This is a genomic window from Arthrobacter sp. T572, assembly GCF_056780115.1.
Map to the genome: position 1 here is coordinate 3,378,633 of NZ_JBRAZQ010000002.1, position 16,522 is coordinate 3,395,154.

Here is a 16,522-nt window from a genome sequence, read left to right on the forward strand (position 1 = left end):
CAGTTGCCGGCACTGGTTCAGCTCCGCCAGCAGCAGCGGCGCCTCCCGCCGTCGTCGTCATGTAAGCGGTTCCCCACCTCCCCTGGTGCCATTCGTCGCCAAATCCGTACCGCTTGCTGGCACATTTGTGACCAGGCACACGTAGGACCTTGTGAAGCGATAGGGTGGGTGGCGGACAGCACTCTGCGGAACCTCCGCTGGATCGCCCGACGTCGAGCCCCGGCGGCGGCGCGGGTCCTCCGGCGGCGTCCGCGCAGCAAAGATCGATGAATGATGAGGTTCACCATGTCCCAGGACACCACCGGATCCACTGCCACCGCTGCTGCTACAACGGCCCAGGGTGGGGCCGCGCACACCGAGGCACTTGAAAACCTTCTGCATGAGAACCGCAAGTTTGCGCCGTCGGCTGACTTCGCGGCGGACGCTGTTGTGGGCGCTGACGAGTACGCCAAGGCAGAAGCCGATCGGCCCGCTTTCTGGGCCAAGCAGGCCCGTGAGCTGCTGAGCTGGGACAAGGACTTCACTGAGGCACTGGATTGGTCCAACCCGCCCTTTGCCAAGTGGTTTGTTGGTGGAGAGGTCAACGCGGCGTACAACGCTTTGGACCGCCACGTGGAGAACGGACTCGGTGACCGGGTCGCGATCTACTTCGAGGGCGAACCCGGCGACACCCGCACCTACACCTACGCCGAACTCACCCAGGAAGTGAAGAAGGCCGCCAACGCCTTCGAGGCCCTGGGCGTGGCCAAGGGCGACCGCGTGGCCGTGTACCTGCCGATGATCCCCGAAGCCGTCATCACCCTGCTGGCCTGCGCCCGGATCGGTGCCGTGCACTCGGTGGTGTTCGGTGGGTTCTCCGCCGACGCCCTGCGGTCCCGGATCGAGGACGCAGAAGCCAAGCTCGTGGTTACCGCCGATGGCACGTACCGCCGCGGCAAGCCCAGCGCTTTGAAGCCTGCGGTGGATGAGGCCCTCTCTGCTATGGAAAACGGCGAGGGCCACTCAGTTAACAACGTGGTCGTGGTCAAGCGCAACGGCGAGGACGTCAACTGGGTCGAGGGCCGCGACCTGTGGTGGGACGACACTGTAGGCAAGGCTGGAACTGAACACACCGCCGTCGGGCATGATTCCGAGCACCCGCTGTTCATCCTTTACACCTCCGGCACCACCGGCAAGCCCAAGGGCATCCTGCACACCACCGGCGGCTACCTCACCCAGGCTGCGTACACGCACAAGGCCGTGTTCGACCTGCACCCGGAAACGGACGTGTACTGGTGCACCGCCGACGTCGGGTGGGTCACCGGCCACTCCTACGTCACCTACGCCCCGCTCATCAACGGCGCCACACAAGTCATGTACGAGGGCACGCCGGACTCCCCGCACCAGGGCCGCTGGTGGGAAATCGTGGAGAAATACAAGGTCTCCATCCTCTACACCGCCCCCACCGCAATCCGTACCTTCATGAAGTGGGGCCGGGAGATCCCTGGCAAGTACGATCTCTCCTCGATCCGCGTGCTCGGGTCCGTGGGCGAACCCATCAACCCCGAAGCGTGGATGTGGTACCGGGAGGTCATCGGCGGCAACGGAGGCAAGAAGACCAATCCAGCCCCGATCGTGGACACCTGGTGGCAGACCGAAACCGGCGCCCAGATGATCGCCCCGCTGCCCGGCGTCACGGCTACCAAGCCCGGCTCGGCGCAGGTTCCGCTGCCCGGCATCGCCGTGGACGTGGTGGACGAGAACGGCGCGTCCGTGGCCAACGGCGAAGGCGGCTACCTCGTGGTCCGCGAACCCTGGCCCTCCATGCTGCGCGGCATCTGGGGCGACCCGGAGCGGTTCAAGGACACCTACTGGTCCCGTTTCGAGGCCATGTATTTCGCCGGCGACGGGGCCAAGAAGGACGAAGACGGCGACGTTTGGCTCCTGGGCCGCGTGGATGACGTCATGAACGTCTCCGGCCACCGCCTCTCCACCACGGAAATCGAATCCGCACTTGTATCCCACCCGGCAGTGGCCGAAGCGGCAGTGGTCGGCGCCGCGGACGAGACCACCGGCCAGGCCGTCGTGGCGTTCGTGATCCTCCGTGGCGACGCCGTAAACAACGGGGACGAAACCGTGCTGGAACTGCGCAACCACGTAGGCAAGGAAATCGGCCCGATCGCCAAGCCCAAGCAACTGCTGATCGTTCCGGAACTGCCCAAAACACGATCAGGCAAGATCGTCCGCCGCCTCCTCAAGGACATTGCAGAAGGCCGTGACACCGGCGACGCCACCACCCTGGCCGACCCGTCCATCATGACGCAGATCGCCGAATCGCTGCGGAAGTAGCGTCCCGGCCTTTCCTGGAACGCGACGGCGCCGCCCACCACACGAGGTGAGCGGCGCCGTCGGGGTTTAATACAGCCGCCGGGAGCCTAGACTGTAGCCAGACTCAGACCCGACGAGGCTCCCCGAAAGGCCCCGATGCTCCAGGCTGCACGCCACACCGCCATCATTGATGCCGTCCAGCGCGAACGGGTTGTCCGCGTCTCGGACCTTGCCCTGCTGCTGGGAGTCTCCCCCATGACCGTCCGCAGGGATATCGAGGCTTTGGAGGAAGCCGGGCGGGTTGAACGCATCCACGGCGGAGCCAAGCTGCCCGGCGACGCAGGCACCCACGAACCCGGGTTCGAGCTCAAGTCCACCCAGTTGACCGCCGAGAAGCACGCAATCGCCGTGGAGGCGGCGTCGCTGGTGCAGGAGGGCATGGCGATCGGGCTGAGCGCGGGAACCACCACCTGGGCCCTGGCCAAGGAATTGGTCAACGGTCCCCGAATCACGGTGGTCACCAACTCTGTGCGGATTGCCGAACTGTTCCATGGAGCATCATCCGGGCCCGGACGTTTCGGGTCCACGGTGATCCTGATCGGCGGCGAACGCACCCCATCCGATGCCCTGGTCGGTCCTATTGCGACATCGTCCCTGAAGCAGCTTCATCTGGACGCGCTGTTCCTCGGTGTCCACGGCATGGACGCCCGGGCCGGCTTCACCACGCCCAACCTGCTGGAGGCCGAAACGGACAGGGCGTTCATGGCATCGGCCCGCAGCACCGTGGTGTTGGCGGACCACAGCAAATGGGGGGTCGTGGGAATCGCCTCGATCGCGCCGCTGGAGGAAGCCGACGAACTCATCACGGATTCACTGTTGGGCGACGATGCCCGGCGGCTGCTTGAAGAGAACGTCGCGAAGCTCAGGACCGCCAAAATACCCAACTAGGTCGCATTTGTGCGCGTTTTGAGGGCTCAAAACGCGCACAAATGTGACCCAGTTGGGTCTCATACCGCGGGTGGAGACCGGGCCGCAGACTTCAACCACCGGACTGACGCCCCGGCACCCGGGGTCCGGGGATGCTGGGTATATGAACGCCATTCTTCAAGCCCAGCAGCTTTCCAAGCACTACCCCGGCAGCGTCGCACTGGACCACGTGGACTTCGCCGTGAACGCCGGCGAATCGGTCGCCATCATCGGTCCGTCAGGTTCCGGTAAAACCACCCTTCTGCACTGCCTCGCCGGGATTTTGAAGCCCGACGCCGGTACTGTCACCTTGGGTTCGGCGGCCGGGCCTCTGAACCTTGGTGCCATGACGGACGCTGCCCTCTCCCGTCTACGCCGCGAGGAATTCGGCTTTGTCTTCCAGCAAGGCATGCTCCTGCCCGAACTCACCGCCCTTGAAAACGTGGCCCTGGCCCTCATGCTCAACGGTACCGACCGCCGCACCGCCGAGTCCCGGTCCGCCGAGTGGCTGGCCGCTCTGGGGCTGGCAGGCATGGAACAGCGACGATTGGGTGAGCTGTCCGGCGGGCAGGTCCAGCGGGTGGCCATCGCCCGCGCCCAGGTAACCGGCGCCCGGGTGGTCTTCGCCGACGAACCAACCGGTGCCCTGGACTCGGCGACGTCCTCGGAGGTGCTGGACGTGTTGCTGGGTTCCGCGTCGGCCAACGGCAGGACACTGCTGGTGGTGACCCACGACCCCAACGTAGCCGCCCGCTGCGGGCGGGTGGTGGAACTGCGGGACGGCCGGATTGTGGCCGACAGCGGCGGGCCGGTCCCTGTGGCACCCCAGCCTGTCCACAACTTCAAAGGCGCGTTCAATGTCTAGTCTGGTCACGGCCGTCCGTCTCACTCCCTATCTCGCCAAGGGCCGGAGCCTCCGGGAATCCGGCCTCAAGGATGCCGGGCTGCCGATCGTGGCCTTCGGTACCGTCACCGCACTGCTTCTTACTGTTGCCGGCGGTTCCCAGGTCTTTTGGTCATGGTCCGACGACATCGCCGGAACCTACCAGGCGCTGGCCGTCGTCGCCGTCGTCCTGCTCATCGTTCCCTTGTTGACCCTTGGCGCCTCGGCCGCACGGCTGGCCGCCCGCCGTCGTGATGCCCGGTTGGCGTCCCTGCGGTTGCTGGGTGCCAACAGCGCAACGGTCGTCTGGCTGACAGTCATCGAATCGACAATCCTCGCAGCCATCGGTGCCATTGCGGGCGCCGCCCTCTACGCGTGCGCCGCGCCATTCCTTGGCCTGATCCAGTTCCGCGGACAGGCTATCGGATCATATGCCTGGCTGTCCTTGCCAGCCATGGCGGCGTGCATCGCCGGTGTCTGCGCGCTGGCCGCTGTCAGCGCGGCGCTGGGACTGCGGAAAGTGGTGGTGACGCCGCTGGGGGTGCGGACCCGGCAGACCCCCGACGGCGCCCATTGGGTCCGCGGGCTGGTGGCAGTGGTGGTGGTGCTCGCCGGAGTAGCAGCCATGGGCATGCTCAGCAGTTTCGGTACGTTTATTGTGATCCTCTCCGTGCTGGGAGGCTGCTTCGGGTTGGCGCTGCTGGCACTGAACCTCATGGGTCCGTGGGTCCTGCGGTTGCGGGCGTCGTCGCAGCTGAAACGAGCCAAGCGACCCGAGCAATTGCTCGCCGCGCGCACCGTGCTCGAAAGTCCGAAGGAGTCGTGGCGACAGGTAGGGGGCGTTGCGATGACCAGCTTTGTGGGGGTCTTTGTGGGGGTGGGCATGGCCGTGGCGGACACCATGGGCGGCGATGCTGCCCATGAGACCGCCCTGCTGGTGCGCGACATCAATACCGGCGTCATGATCACGTTGCTGGGCTCGTTCCTGATGGTGGCGTGCTCGGCGGGTGTGAACCAGGCGGCCGCAGTTCTGGACCGGGCATCCATGCTGGTGGCCCTGGACCGGATGGGCATGCCCCGCGAACTCATGGTCGCCGCCCGGGTGCGGGCTGTGATGTCGCCCCTGTTCCTGGTGGCGGGCATCTCCGCCGCTGCTGCGGCCGTGCTGGTCCTGCCGCTCGCGGGCGCCGTGCTCCTGACGCAGCCGGTTGTCTTCCTGACAATCGGCGGTGTCTTTGCGGCCGGGTTCGCACTGGTCCGGCTGGCGGTCGCAGCAGGCACAGGCCAGATCGGTCAGGTGCTGGCCCGCCCCGAACGCTACGCGGGCATGGACTCCTGATCCGCCGACCCCGGATGCTCGCTCACTTCCACCCCCTGTTCCCCCGACGCTCTCTCACGTAACCGCACGATTTTTCCAACGCCCTCTCACGTAACCGCACGATTTTTCCAACGCTCTCTCACTTTCCTGAGGAGAGGGAGAGAGGATCCGGCAGAAACGGGCGATAGGTGAGAGAGGATCCGGCAGAAACGGGCGATAGGTGAGAGAGCGTCCGGCCCAAACCGGCGATCGGTGAGAGAGGGTCCTAGGGGCAGCCGCAGGATTGGCGGATGATCAGTTCCGTGGGCAGGATGCGGTGCTCCCGGTCTCCTCCGCGGCCCTCCCCCACCAGGGCACGCACAGCGGCCTCGGCCATGGCGTTAACCGGCTGGGCCACCGTGGTGAGTGCGGGCCAGCTGTACTCGGAATCGATCGAGCCGTCAAAGGACACCAGGGCGATGTCCTCAGGCACCTTCACGCCGGCTTCGTGGAGGGCACGGAGGATGCCAATGGCCTGCATATCGTTGGAAGCGAAGATCGCCGTTGGCCGGTTGGCCATGGCGAGGAACCGTTTGCCCAGCTGATAACCGCCGGGGCGGCTGAACGGGCTGTGCAGCATGGGTCCGTCCGGGAGTCCGGCATCGCGCAGGGCCCCGAGCCAGCCCACTTCGCGGCCGTCCAACTGGTTCCCGGTGTTGGTTCCAATGGCCAGGCCAATGTTGGTGTGCCCATGCCCAATGAGGTGCTCCACCGCTGCGCGCCCTCCGGCTTCCAGGTCCACCCCGACGCTCGTGAAGCCCGGTGGGGATCCGGCGTTATTCAACAGCACCGACGGGATCTCCGAGGCTTCCAGATCACCAAGATCGGGATCGAACACACAACTCGCCAGGAACACCCCGTCCACTTGCCGTGCCGCCAGGTTCCGGATGTTTTGGCGTTCCTTGCTGAGGCTTCCGTCGGAGTTGGCAAGGACCGTGCCGTATCCAAGTTCTGCGGCAGCATCCTCCACGGCGTGGGCCAACTGGGTGAAGAAGGGGTTGGTGTTGTCCGGGACTATGACGCCAACCGTTTCGCTGGAGCCCAGTTTCAGGGCCCGTGCGGCAGCATTCGGACGGTACCCGAGGATGCGGATGGCATCGCGCACTTTGGCTTCCGTCGCCGGGGCGACGTTCTTCGGCCCACCGTTCACCACGTAACTCACGACGGCGGTACTCACCCCGGCGTACCGGGCCACGTCTTTTCGGGTCACCGGTCCGCGCGGGGTTTGTACAGCTGATGTGGTCATGGGGTAAATGCTAGCTACATCGCAGGGGCATCGCCGAAGTCGCGGATGGGCAGGCGTTCGCCGCCCCGGAGTGCAGATTCGTGTGCCACGATCCCTGGGAGTGTGTAGCGGGCAGCAACCCAGGCATTTACCGGCGGGAGTGAATTCTTGTTGACGGCGGTGACAAAGTCGTCCACCAGGAACTGGTGACTGCCCTCGTGGCCGTTGGGAGCTCCAAGGAATTCCTGCGGCAGCCGTGCCTGGTCGTGAACCGGGGCAAGCCCGGAGATGAAGGCATCACGAAGTTCCGGAGCAACGTCGGCCAACGAGGGATCATCAGCCGACATGGTCGGTTTGGTTTCCACCTGCTCTGACACGTCCTGCACAGAAGACTTGTCCTGCCACACGGTGGTGGTGGCGAGTTGCTCGAAGCTGGCCTCAGTTCCGAAGAAGCGGAAGCGTGATTCGCGGATATGTGAGGGGTACCCCACGCGGCGCATCTCATTGGTGCGCATCGCACCGCCGTCGTTCATTTCGAACAGCGCCGTTGCATTCGAGAAGTCGTTGCCGAACATGCTGACGTCCTTGTCGAAGACGCCGTCGTTGCGCTGGTCCGTGACGCCGATGCAGCTGACGCTGACAGCGTGTCCGGGAACTGCTCCCAGGACACCACCGATGGCATGGGTCGGATACAGCATGGGCGGGTAGCTCGCGGTTTCCTTCCAGCGCTCTCCCCCGCTGTACTGGTAAGCGTCGTAGAACCCGAGGTCCATGTCGTGGACATAGTCGCCCTCGGTGTAGAAGACGCGGCCGAACTTACCGGCTTCCTGCTGCTTGCGCGCAAACACGGTGGCGGGGTTGTAGTAGCTTGTTTCGCCCATCATGTAGACGAGTTTGGTCTCCCTGACGGCCTCGATGATGCGGGCAATTTCTTCCTCTGAGATGGCCATGGGCACGGCCGAGTAGACGTGCTTGCCTGCCCTGAGGGCGCGTTCCACCAGGGGACCGTGGGTCCACCGCTGCGTGAAGATGGCGACAGCATCGACGTCGGACTCCAGGAGTTCGTCAAAGCCGGCCATCACCCCGTCCAGGCCCCAGCGCTCCTGCGCCGCCGCCGCGCGTTCGGGCAGCTCGTCGACGGCGTAAACCTCACTCACGCCCGGGTGCAGCTTGAACAGATGCGCGAACTGGCTGCCGAACTGTCCGGCGCCCAGCACGCCAATCGAAAACGTCATTGTTTACCTTTCTGGTGCCGCCCACGCGGCTTGGTTGTGATGGTTCCCACGTGCAAAGGAAGTCTCGCACCGGAATCTACACGAGTCAACAAAGAGACCAATTCCGAACATTTCCCAACAGCAAGTCTTGCTAAACAGAAATCTACTCGTGTAGATTTGTGCTCGTTGTAATTCACATCACAGCAAGAAAAGAGTCGACGATGACCACGCTAACCAAGCAGCCGGGCAGCGCATCAGAGCGCTCACGGCGAAGCCACGGGCCCAACAGCGCACCCGCCAAACGCAGCCTGGCCAGCCGCCTGGGAGACCTGAGGATCGCCATCCTCTTCATCCTCCCGGCCGTCGTCGGCTTCGTGGCGTTCTTCCTGATTCCCACTATCCGCGGCATCTACCTGAGCTTCACCGAATACAGCATCCTCGGCGAACCCACATGGATCGGGATCAAGAACTACACCGCGATCTTCGGCGACGAGCTGTTCTGGAACGCCATGGGCGTCACCCTCCAGTACGTAGCACTGAACATCGGCTTCCAGACAGTGATCGCCCTTGGGCTGGCCCTCCTGATGCACCGGGTTGCCAAGTCCACCTTCATCCGTGGCGCGCTGCTTCTTCCTTTCCTGGTGGCAAACGTGATCGTCGCCCTGGTCTGGTTCTGGATGCTGGACTACCAGCTGGGCATCGTGAACGAGGTCATGAGCTGGATCGGGCTGCCCCGCGTGGCCTTCTTCGGCAGCGAACAATGGGCCATCCCCACCATCGCTTTCGTCAACGTCTGGCGCCACATGGGATACACAGCCCTGCTGATCTTCGCCGGTCTCCAAGCCATCCCGAACAACCTTTACGAAGTGGCAAACCTCGACGGCGCGTCCCCCACCAGGACGTTCTGGAGCGTCACCATGCCGCTGCTCCGCCCGGTGCTGGTCCTGGTCCTGGTGGTTACCGTCATAGGTTCCTTCCAGGTCTTCGACACCGTAGCCGTCACCACCAACGGCGGCCCCGTCAACGCATCACGCGTGATCCAGATGTACATCTACCAGAAAGCCTTCGGCGAGTCCGATTTCGGCTACGCCTCCGCCCTGTCCGTGATCCTGTTCGTCATTCTCGCCTTGGTCGCCTTCCTGCAGATGAAGTTCCTCAAGGGCAACGAATCGGACCTGGACTAGCAAGGACCCGGAGCAAAGGAACCCCACCATGACTACTACAACCCTGCCCCGCGAAACGTCCCGCAGGAAGCCCCTCAACTGGCGCCGCATCGGCGCCTGGGTGATTGTCGCCGTCGCCCTCGCCGTGACCATTGCCCCCTTCTACTGGATGCTGCGTACGGCACTGTCCAGCAACGGCGCCCTGGCGTCCAACTCAGCCAACCTTCTCCCCGCCGACTTCAGCTGGGGTGCCTTCAAGCGGGTCCTCGGCCTGCAGACCACGGAAGAAGCCATTGCAGAAGGCGGATCCGGTGCTGCGATCAATTTCTGGCTGTACCTTCGCAACTCCGTCATCTTCGCCACCATCACCACGGCCGGCCAGGTGTTCTTCAGCGCGATGGCTGCCTACGCCTTCGCACGGCTGCGCTGGCCGGGGCGAAACAAGGTCTTCGGGCTGTTCCTGACCACCATGATGGTCCCGCCGATCTTCACCGCGCTGCCCAACTTCCTCATGATCAAGAACCTGGGCCTCCTCAACACCATGGCCGGCATGACGCTTCCGTTCCTGTTCATGACCCCGTTCGCCATCTTCTTCCTGCGGCAGTTTTTCCTGGGCATGTCCCGCGAGGTGGAGGAAGCGGCAATGCTCGACGGCGCCAAGCACGTCAGGATCTTCTTCCAGATTGTGCTTCCCAACGCCGCAGCCCCCATCGCCACCCTCGCGCTGCTCACCTTTATCGGTCAGTGGAATGAATACTTCTGGCCGCTGCTGGTGGGTCAGGACGAGAGCGTCCGTGTGCTCACCGTCGGTTTGAGTGTCTTCAAATCCCAGTCACCGCAAGGCGCGCTCGACTGGTCGGGCCTCATGGCCGGAACCCTGGTGGCCGCGCTGCCGATCTTCATCCTCTTCATCGCCTTCGGCAAGAAGGTTGTGAACTCCATCGGATTCTCCGGAATCAAATAACTCCCCCGTATGAACACTGAAAGGTCCGTCATGAAGAAAACCCTCGGCGTCGCCGCTGCTGCCGCGGCCATAGCACTATCCCTGTCCGCCTGCGGCGGGTCCAGCGCGGGTTCCTCCGACGCCAAAGGCGAGATCAACTACTGGCTGTGGGACGCCAACCAGCTCCCCGCGTACCAGCAGTGCGCCGACGATTTCACCAAAGCCAACCCGGACATCAAGGTCAAGATCACCCAACGCGGTTGGGACGACTACTGGACCACCCTCACCAACGGGTTTGTCGCCGGAACAGCTCCGGATGTCTTCACCAACCACCTCTCCAAGTACCCGGAGTTCGCTGCCAAGAAGCAGCTGCTGCCCCTCGATGAGGCCGTGGAGAAGGACGGCATCAAGCTCGATCAGTACACCACGGGCCTCCCGGAGCTCTGGGTGGGCCAGAACGGCAAGCGCTACGGTCTCCCCAAGGACTGGGACACCGTCGGACTGTTCTACAACAAGGCGATGACCGATGCCGCAGGAATCACGGCCGAACAAATGGCCAACCTCGACTGGAACCCCCAGGACGGCGGCAGCTATGGCAAGGTCATTGCCAAGCTGACCGTGGACAAGAACGGCAAGCGCGGCGACGAGCCTGGCTTCGACAAGGACAACGTGGCCACCTACGGATTGGGCCTCTCCGGCAGCGGTTCGGGCCAGGGCCAGACTGAGTGGAGCTTCCTCACCGCGACCACCGGCTGGACTGCCTCGGACAAGAACCCGTGGGGCAGCAGGTTCAACTACGACGATCCCCGGTTCCAGGAAACCATCGCGTGGTGGGCCGGGCTGATCGACAAGGGCTACATGCCCAAGCTCGAGACCACGGTCGGCGCGAGCGTGACGGACAACTTCGGTGCCGGCAAGTCCGCCATCAACTCCAACGGCGACTGGCTGATTGGGCAGTACCAGACCTACAAGGGCATCACCACGGGAATCGCCCCCACGCCCAAGGGTCCCAACGGCAAACGTGCGTCCATGTTCAACGGCCTGGCCGACTCCGTCTGGGCCGGTACCAAGAATCCTGCCGCCAGTGTGAAATGGGTTGAGTACCTGGGCTCCACGGCCTGCCAGGACGTAGTGGCCGGCAAGGCCGTAGTCTTCCCTGCCATCAGTTCCTCATCCGACAAGGCAGCAGAAGCGTTCAAGGCCAAGGGCACCGACGTCTCCGCCTTCACCACCCACGTGAAGGACGGCACCACGTTCCTCTTCCCGATCGCGGACAAGGCCGCCAAGGTTGACGGCATCATGAAGCCGGCCATGGATGCCGTGCTCTCCGGCAAGAAGCCCGCGTCCTCGCTGACCGAAGCCAACAACCAGGTCAACAACCTCTTCAAGTAACCCTTGCGGGGCCCGCTTTGCGCGTTATTTCGCTCGCAATGCACGGAAGAGCGGGCCCCATAATTTTTGGAAATGAGACTTCACGCATGAACCCGCTCCACCTCCGTTCCGCCGGCACCAGCCTGGTCATCAGCACCCACCGTGGAGAGGCTGAGATTGTCCACTGGGGAGCCGACCTGGGCGATACCCTCCCGGACCTGTCCCTCCTGAACGAGCCCATCCCGCCGTCCTCGATCGACGCCAACGTCCCCACCGGGCTCCTCCCCCAGGCATCATCGGCATGGCAGGGGCGGCCCGGGCTTCGTGGGTACCGGATCACCGACGGCGTGGCAGGCCTCGACTTCTCTGTCCGCCTGAGCGCGGTGAGCGCTGACGCGGACGGACGCACCGCCGTCGTGATTCAAACGGATCCCGACGCCGGTATCACCGTCGCGAGCAACCTCACCTTGCATCCCGGCGGGCTGCTGGAACTGCGCCACGAACTCACCAACCACGGCACGTCGCCTTTCCACGTGGATGAGTTGGCGACCATGCTTCCGGTGGCGCCGGACGCGGTCGAACTCCTGGACCTGACCGGGCGCTGGTGCCGTGAGCGCCACCCCCAGCGGAGGGCGATCCAGCAGGGAACGTGGGTACGCACCGGGCGTCACGGCCGCACGGGGCACGATTCGTCCCTGTTGCTGGCCGCCGGTACTGCGGGTTTCGGCAACCGGCACGGCAAGGTCTGGGCGACCCATCTGGCCTGGAGCGGAAACCATGAGCAGTTCGCCGACCGACTGGCCGACGGCAGGACCGTGCTCGGCGGTTCGGAGCTCCTGGGTCCTGCGGAAGTAGTGCTGCAGCCCGGGGAAACGTACCAGACTCCCACGTTGTTCGCCGCTTACTCGGACCGGGGACTGGACGGAATCAGCGAGGCGTTCTACAGCTGGTTCCGTTCCCGCCCTCATCACGTCTCCGGACCCCGCCCGGTGGTCCTCAATACCTGGGAAGCCGTGTACTTCGACCACAACCTGGAAACGTTGGTCGAACTGGCCGAGTCCGCTGCGGATCTTGGGGTTGAGCGTTTCGTGCTCGACGACGGCTGGTTCCGCGGGCGACGTGACGACCACGCCGGGCTGGGTGACTGGTATGTGGACGGGACACTATGGCCTGGGGGCCTGACTCCGCTCATCGAAGCGGTAACGTCCCGCGGCATGGATTTTGGCCTGTGGGTGGAACCGGAGATGGTGAACCTCGACTCGGACATTGCCCGGGAGCACCCCGAATGGATCGTGCGCCCCGCGGCCCGGTCCCCCAAGGATGGCGGACGGCTGCCCCTGGAGTGGCGGCACCAGCATGTGATCGATCTGGTGAACCCCGCCGCCTGGCAGTACGTGTTCGACCGTATCGACGCCTTGCTCCGCGATAACAACATCAGCTACCTCAAGTGGGACCAAAACAGGGACCTGCTGGAGCACGGCCACGCCGGCCGCGCGTCGGTGCATCAGCAAACCCTGGCCGCCTATCGTCTGTTCGACGCGCTACGGGCTGCCCACCCCTCCGTGGAAATTGAAAGCTGCTCCTCCGGCGGCGCCCGCGTGGACCTGGGCATCCTAGAACGAACGGACCGCATCTGGGCCTCGGACTGCAACGACGCCCTGGAACGCCAGACCATCCAGCGTTGGACGGGTATGGTGGTGCCTCCGGAGCTGGTGGGCGCGCACATCGGTCCCTCGACGTCCCACACCACGGCGCGCACCCATGACCTGTCCTTCCGGGCGATCACTGCGTTGTTCGGGCACTTCGGGATGGAGTGGGATGTCCGCACGGTAACCGGGGCGGAACGGCAGGAACTCAAGCGTTTCATTGCCCTTTACAAGGAACACCGGGAACTCATCCACAGTGGACGGATGGTCCGGGCCGATGTCCCCGATGAGTCCCTGATGGTGCACGGCGTCGTTGCCGCAGACCACGACGGCGGTGCCGCGGATAGTGCCACGGCGGCGCTGTTCGCTGTGGTCAGGACCCGGACGGGGTTCGCGGAGATGCCGGGCAGGGTGGCAATCCCCGGGCTCGAGGCTGGCCGGAACTACAGGGTGGAGTTGCTGTTCCCCCGTCCCGCGGATGCTGATTACGGGCATGCGTTCATGGAAGCACAGCCCGCGCCGTGGCTGGCTTCCGGCGCCCAGGCGTCCGGGCGGTTCCTCGGCGAGGTCGGCCTGCCGATGCCCGTCCTGCAGCCCGAACACGCCATCCTGCTCCGCGTCACAGCCCTCTGACGCTCTCTCACCAAACGCCCGCTTTAGGCGGACGCTCTCTCACCAAAAGCACGCTTTAGGCGGACGCTCTCTCACCAAACGCCAAGCGTCAGAGCGCGTCCGCGAGGTAATCAATAGCCAGCTTGTACCCCAGCACTCCTGCGCCCACGATGATCGCCTGGCACACCCCCGACAGGTAGGAGTGGTGGCGGAATTCCTCGCGCTGGTGGACGTTGGTGATATGGACCTCGACGGCGGGAAGCTGGACCGCTGCCAGGGCGTCCCGGAGTGCCACGGACGTATGCGTGAAGGCACCGGCGTTGATGACGATACCGACGGCGGTGCCTCGCGCTGCGTGGATCGCGTCCAGGAGGTCGCCCTCGTGGTTCGACTGGACGCAGTCCACCGTGAAGCCGTGTGACTCAGCGGCAGACAGCGCCAACTGCTCAACGTCGGCCAAAGTGGACGTCCCGTATTTCTCCGGCTCACGGGTGCCCAGAAGGTTCAGGTTGGGTCCATTGATGACAAGGATGGTTCCACGGGCAGCGTCGTTGGCTTCACTCATGGCTTCAAATCTATAGCCGTGAGTCAGCGTCCGTGAATTGTGCCCGGAACGTGAGCGAGGATCGCCGGAAAACGCCCATGATGTGAGAGAGGATCGGAAATCGCGACCACGGTCACCCTACTTTCGGGTGCACTGCCCCGGCGAGACGGGTTGGCTGAGGGCCGGGGCCTGGGCAGCCACCGGCTCGACATCTGCCATGGTCAACGCAAAGCCCAGCGCAGCATCCGTGGTGGTCTTGGCGAAGATCAATCCGGCAACCTGTCCCTGCACGGTCAGCAGCGGTCCACCGGAGTTACCCGGTTGAACATCGCCGGCCAACTTGTAGACCAGCTCGGGCGAGGGGTTGTTGCCGTAAATATCCGGCACAAGAATGGTCGAGATCCCCTGGACCGTGGCTGGCTTCGACTGGAACGGACCACCGTGGGGGTACCCGGCAAACGCCGCAGAGCTGCCGGGCGGAAGGTCAGCGCTCAAGGGAAGCGGCTCGGCGGACAGTCCGTCAACGGCCACAACAGCTATATCCCGCTGGGAGTCGAAGTAGACCACCCGACCCGGCAACGCACCGCCGTCGGGCACTTCCACTACAGGTTGCGGCACCCCTGCCACCACGTGCGCGTTGGTGACAACACGCCCGGGCGACACCACGAATCCTGAACCTGTTTGGTTCTGGCCGCATTCGAAAGCCGTACCCGCGATCCTCAAGACCGATTCCGCTGCCCGGTTGAGGGCGGGCGTATCCGTGGACTCGTTGGGAATGGTCACCGGCGTGGCCGGGCCGATGCCTTCAATGAGCTTGGGTATGCCATCGCCGATCACGGTTGACCGCAGCTGGGCCATGGTGGCTTTGACGGGATTCGGAGTCAGGGAATCGATGTACCGGATCACGCGGGACTGGGCCAGTTGCTGTGACACGAACGGCACACCCAGGGAACTGATGCTGAAGGCCAGCATGGACATGACCAACGCCGCAACCACTACACTGACCACGCCGCCGATCAACCGGTCAGCTGCATGCAACGGTTTGATGCGGACCGCGTGGCGGACCTTGCGCCCGATCATGGTTCCCAGCCCATGCCCCAGCGCAATAAGTACGACGGCGGCCCCCACCGTGGCGGTCAGCCTCCAGGAGCTGTCGCCCACCCAGTTACTGACCAGCGGTACCGCCATGAACGCCGCGATGGCGCCGACGATAAAGCCGGCAATACCGCCGAGCGTTACCAGGAACCCGTTGCGCAGGCCATAGATCAGGTAGGAAAGCAGCATCAGAATCAATGCCAGATCCAGTATCGTCAAGCCAAACACCAATGCTCCTTGCAGCCGGGTAGCGCCAATTCTAGAGGTGGACCCTGACAGGAAACCGTTAGTCCGGTCACGATCCGGGACCTTTCCCGCCGTCACTTCCGGGGCTGCCTGCCTGAAAACCGCGTCGTTTCAGCGTTTCGCGTGCCAAGTACGTCACAAGAGCACAAAAATTCTGAAACAATGGCTGGAGCGCCACGACCGAAACTTATACTCAGGAGATTTCATGGACATCGAGGTATTGCGCCGCGCACCCCTCTTCGCCACCCTTGACGACGACGCTTTCCGCCTGCTGACGGACGAGCTCACCGAGGTGGACCTTTCCCGCGGAGCGTCGGTGTTCCGCGAAGGCGACCAGGGTGACCAGCTGTACTTCATCGTTTCCGGCAAGGTTAAGCTCGGCCGCACTTCCCCCGACGGACGCGAGTCCCTCCTGGCCATCCTTGGCCCGGGTGAACTCTTCGGCGAGATGGCTCTCTTCGACCCGAGCCCCCGTACTGCAACGGCAACGGCTGTGTCCGAAACGCGACTGGCAGGCCTGAAGAACGAGAGCCTCAACTCGCTGCTCCGGACCCGCCCCGAGGTTTCCGCCCAGCTGCTGCAGGCCCTTGCCCGCCGCCTGCGCCGCACCAACGACTCGCTGTCCGACCTTGTCTTCTCGGACGTACCAGGCCGTGTCGCCAAGGCCCTCCTGGACCTGGCCGACCGCTTCGGCCGTCCCGCCACGGATGGTGTCCTGGTGGCGCACGAGCTCACGCAGGAAGAACTGGCCCAGCTGGTGGGCGCTTCCCGCGAAACCGTCAACAAGGCCCTGGCCGAGTTCGTCCAGCGCGGTTGGCTTCGCTTGGAAGCCCGCGCGGTGGTCATTCTTGACATGCAGCGACTGCGCCAGCGCTCCCGCTAAACACGTTGGGAAAGGCCGCACCGGTTCGTGGAACCGGGGCGGCCTTTTTTGTTGGTGCGGGAGGAAC

General features: G+C 64.3%; 13 protein-coding genes. 9 read left to right on the forward strand and 4 right to left on the reverse strand.

Going from position 1 to position 16,522, the window contains the following annotated elements; genetic code table 11:
- Positions 1-285 precede the first annotated feature (285 nt).
- From acs to ACUYMZ_RS16830, 4 genes are all read left to right on the forward strand, one after another.
- Positions 286-2,328, forward strand: coding sequence for an acetate--CoA ligase (gene acs / locus ACUYMZ_RS16815; protein WP_481605918.1), 2,043 nt, complete (start codon positions 286-288; stop codon positions 2,326-2,328).
- Between the two features lie 135 nt (positions 2,329-2,463).
- The gene (locus tag ACUYMZ_RS16820) at positions 2,464-3,255 is read left to right on the forward strand and encodes a DeoR/GlpR family DNA-binding transcription regulator (RefSeq protein WP_426003968.1); all 792 of its coding nucleotides are present in this window, start codon (positions 2,464-2,466) and stop codon (positions 3,253-3,255) included.
- A gap of 142 nt (positions 3,256-3,397) precedes the next feature.
- A complete protein-coding gene (locus ACUYMZ_RS16825) occupies positions 3,398-4,138 on the forward strand; it encodes an ABC transporter ATP-binding protein (RefSeq protein WP_481604666.1) in 741 nt (246 codons plus the stop codon).
- Positions 4,131-5,495: a permease gene (locus tag ACUYMZ_RS16830; protein ID WP_481604668.1), complete on the forward strand. Its 1,365-nt coding sequence runs from the start codon at positions 4,131-4,133 to the stop codon at positions 5,493-5,495. The genes ACUYMZ_RS16825 and ACUYMZ_RS16830 overlap by 8 nt, the downstream gene beginning before the upstream one ends.
- 244 nt (positions 5,496-5,739) lie before the next feature.
- Here the strand turns inward: ACUYMZ_RS16830 and ACUYMZ_RS16835 are convergent, their stop codons facing one another.
- Together ACUYMZ_RS16835 and ACUYMZ_RS16840 are read right to left on the reverse strand one after the other, a co-directional pair.
- Positions 5,740-6,759, reverse strand: a complete 1,020-nt coding sequence (locus ACUYMZ_RS16835; protein ID WP_481604670.1) for a LacI family DNA-binding transcriptional regulator — start codon at positions 6,757-6,759, stop codon at positions 5,740-5,742.
- 14 nt (positions 6,760-6,773) lie between these two features.
- Positions 6,774-7,973 carry a Gfo/Idh/MocA family protein gene (locus ACUYMZ_RS16840; RefSeq protein ID WP_481604672.1) on the reverse strand — a complete coding sequence of 400 codons (1,200 nt, stop codon included), beginning with the start codon at positions 7,971-7,973 and terminating at the stop codon, positions 6,774-6,776.
- A 200-nt stretch (positions 7,974-8,173) separates the two neighbouring features.
- On the opposite strand from ACUYMZ_RS16840, the gene ACUYMZ_RS16845 reads away from it, so the two are divergent.
- From ACUYMZ_RS16845 to ACUYMZ_RS16860, 4 genes are all read left to right on the forward strand, one after another.
- Positions 8,174-9,136, forward strand: coding sequence for a carbohydrate ABC transporter permease (locus ACUYMZ_RS16845; RefSeq protein WP_426003974.1), 963 nt, complete (start codon positions 8,174-8,176; stop codon positions 9,134-9,136).
- A 28-nt stretch (positions 9,137-9,164) separates the two neighbouring features.
- Positions 9,165-10,079 carry a carbohydrate ABC transporter permease gene (locus ACUYMZ_RS16850; protein ID WP_481604674.1) on the forward strand — a complete coding sequence of 305 codons (915 nt, stop codon included), beginning with the start codon at positions 9,165-9,167 and terminating at the stop codon, positions 10,077-10,079.
- Between the two features lie 30 nt (positions 10,080-10,109).
- Positions 10,110-11,450 carry an ABC transporter substrate-binding protein gene (locus tag ACUYMZ_RS16855; protein ID WP_481604676.1) on the forward strand — a complete coding sequence of 447 codons (1,341 nt, stop codon included), beginning with the start codon at positions 10,110-10,112 and terminating at the stop codon, positions 11,448-11,450.
- Between the two features lie 86 nt (positions 11,451-11,536).
- Complete coding sequence (locus tag ACUYMZ_RS16860; RefSeq protein ID WP_481604678.1) at positions 11,537-13,708, forward strand: alpha-galactosidase; 2,172 nt, start codon at positions 11,537-11,539, stop codon at positions 13,706-13,708.
- A gap of 88 nt (positions 13,709-13,796) precedes the next feature.
- Here ACUYMZ_RS16860 and aroQ read toward each other — a convergent pair whose 3' ends face one another.
- Both aroQ and ACUYMZ_RS16870 read right to left on the reverse strand, forming a co-directional pair.
- On the reverse strand, positions 13,797-14,252 hold the full coding sequence (aroQ, locus tag ACUYMZ_RS16865) for a type II 3-dehydroquinate dehydratase (RefSeq protein ID WP_426003979.1): 456 nt from the start codon (positions 14,250-14,252) through the stop codon (positions 13,797-13,799).
- A gap of 117 nt (positions 14,253-14,369) precedes the next feature.
- On the reverse strand, positions 14,370-15,554 hold the full coding sequence (locus tag ACUYMZ_RS16870) for a MarP family serine protease (RefSeq protein ID WP_442425060.1): 1,185 nt from the start codon (positions 15,552-15,554) through the stop codon (positions 14,370-14,372).
- Between the two features lie 223 nt (positions 15,555-15,777).
- Between ACUYMZ_RS16870 and ACUYMZ_RS16875 the strand changes: the two genes are divergently transcribed.
- Positions 15,778-16,455: a Crp/Fnr family transcriptional regulator gene (locus ACUYMZ_RS16875; RefSeq protein ID WP_003797871.1), complete on the forward strand. Its 678-nt coding sequence runs from the start codon at positions 15,778-15,780 to the stop codon at positions 16,453-16,455.
- The last annotated feature ends 67 nt before the right edge of the window (positions 16,456-16,522 follow it).

What these genes read in the sequence shown, in the direction of transcription:
- acs (WP_481605918.1), top strand. Translation starts at nt 286, where the DNA reads ATGTCCCAGGACACCACCGGATCCACTGCCACCGCTGCTGCTACAACG.
- ACUYMZ_RS16835 (WP_481604670.1), bottom strand. Translation starts at nt 6,759, where the DNA reads ATGACCACATCAGCTGTACAAACCCCGCGCGGACCGGTGACCCGAAAA.
- ACUYMZ_RS16830 (WP_481604668.1), top strand. Translation starts at nt 4,131, where the DNA reads ATGTCTAGTCTGGTCACGGCCGTCCGTCTCACTCCCTATCTCGCCAAG.
- aroQ (WP_426003979.1), bottom strand. Translation starts at nt 14,252, where the DNA reads ATGAGTGAAGCCAACGACGCTGCCCGTGGAACCATCCTTGTCATCAAT.
- ACUYMZ_RS16855 (WP_481604676.1), top strand. Translation starts at nt 10,110, where the DNA reads ATGAAGAAAACCCTCGGCGTCGCCGCTGCTGCCGCGGCCATAGCACTA.
- ACUYMZ_RS16845 (WP_426003974.1), top strand. Translation starts at nt 8,174, where the DNA reads ATGACCACGCTAACCAAGCAGCCGGGCAGCGCATCAGAGCGCTCACGG.
- ACUYMZ_RS16860 (WP_481604678.1), top strand. Translation starts at nt 11,537, where the DNA reads ATGAACCCGCTCCACCTCCGTTCCGCCGGCACCAGCCTGGTCATCAGC.
- ACUYMZ_RS16825 (WP_481604666.1), top strand. Translation starts at nt 3,398, where the DNA reads ATGAACGCCATTCTTCAAGCCCAGCAGCTTTCCAAGCACTACCCCGGC.
- ACUYMZ_RS16840 (WP_481604672.1), bottom strand. Translation starts at nt 7,973, where the DNA reads ATGACGTTTTCGATTGGCGTGCTGGGCGCCGGACAGTTCGGCAGCCAG.
- ACUYMZ_RS16875 (WP_003797871.1), top strand. Translation starts at nt 15,778, where the DNA reads ATGGACATCGAGGTATTGCGCCGCGCACCCCTCTTCGCCACCCTTGAC.
- ACUYMZ_RS16820 (WP_426003968.1), top strand. Translation starts at nt 2,464, where the DNA reads ATGCTCCAGGCTGCACGCCACACCGCCATCATTGATGCCGTCCAGCGC.
- ACUYMZ_RS16850 (WP_481604674.1), top strand. Translation starts at nt 9,165, where the DNA reads ATGACTACTACAACCCTGCCCCGCGAAACGTCCCGCAGGAAGCCCCTC.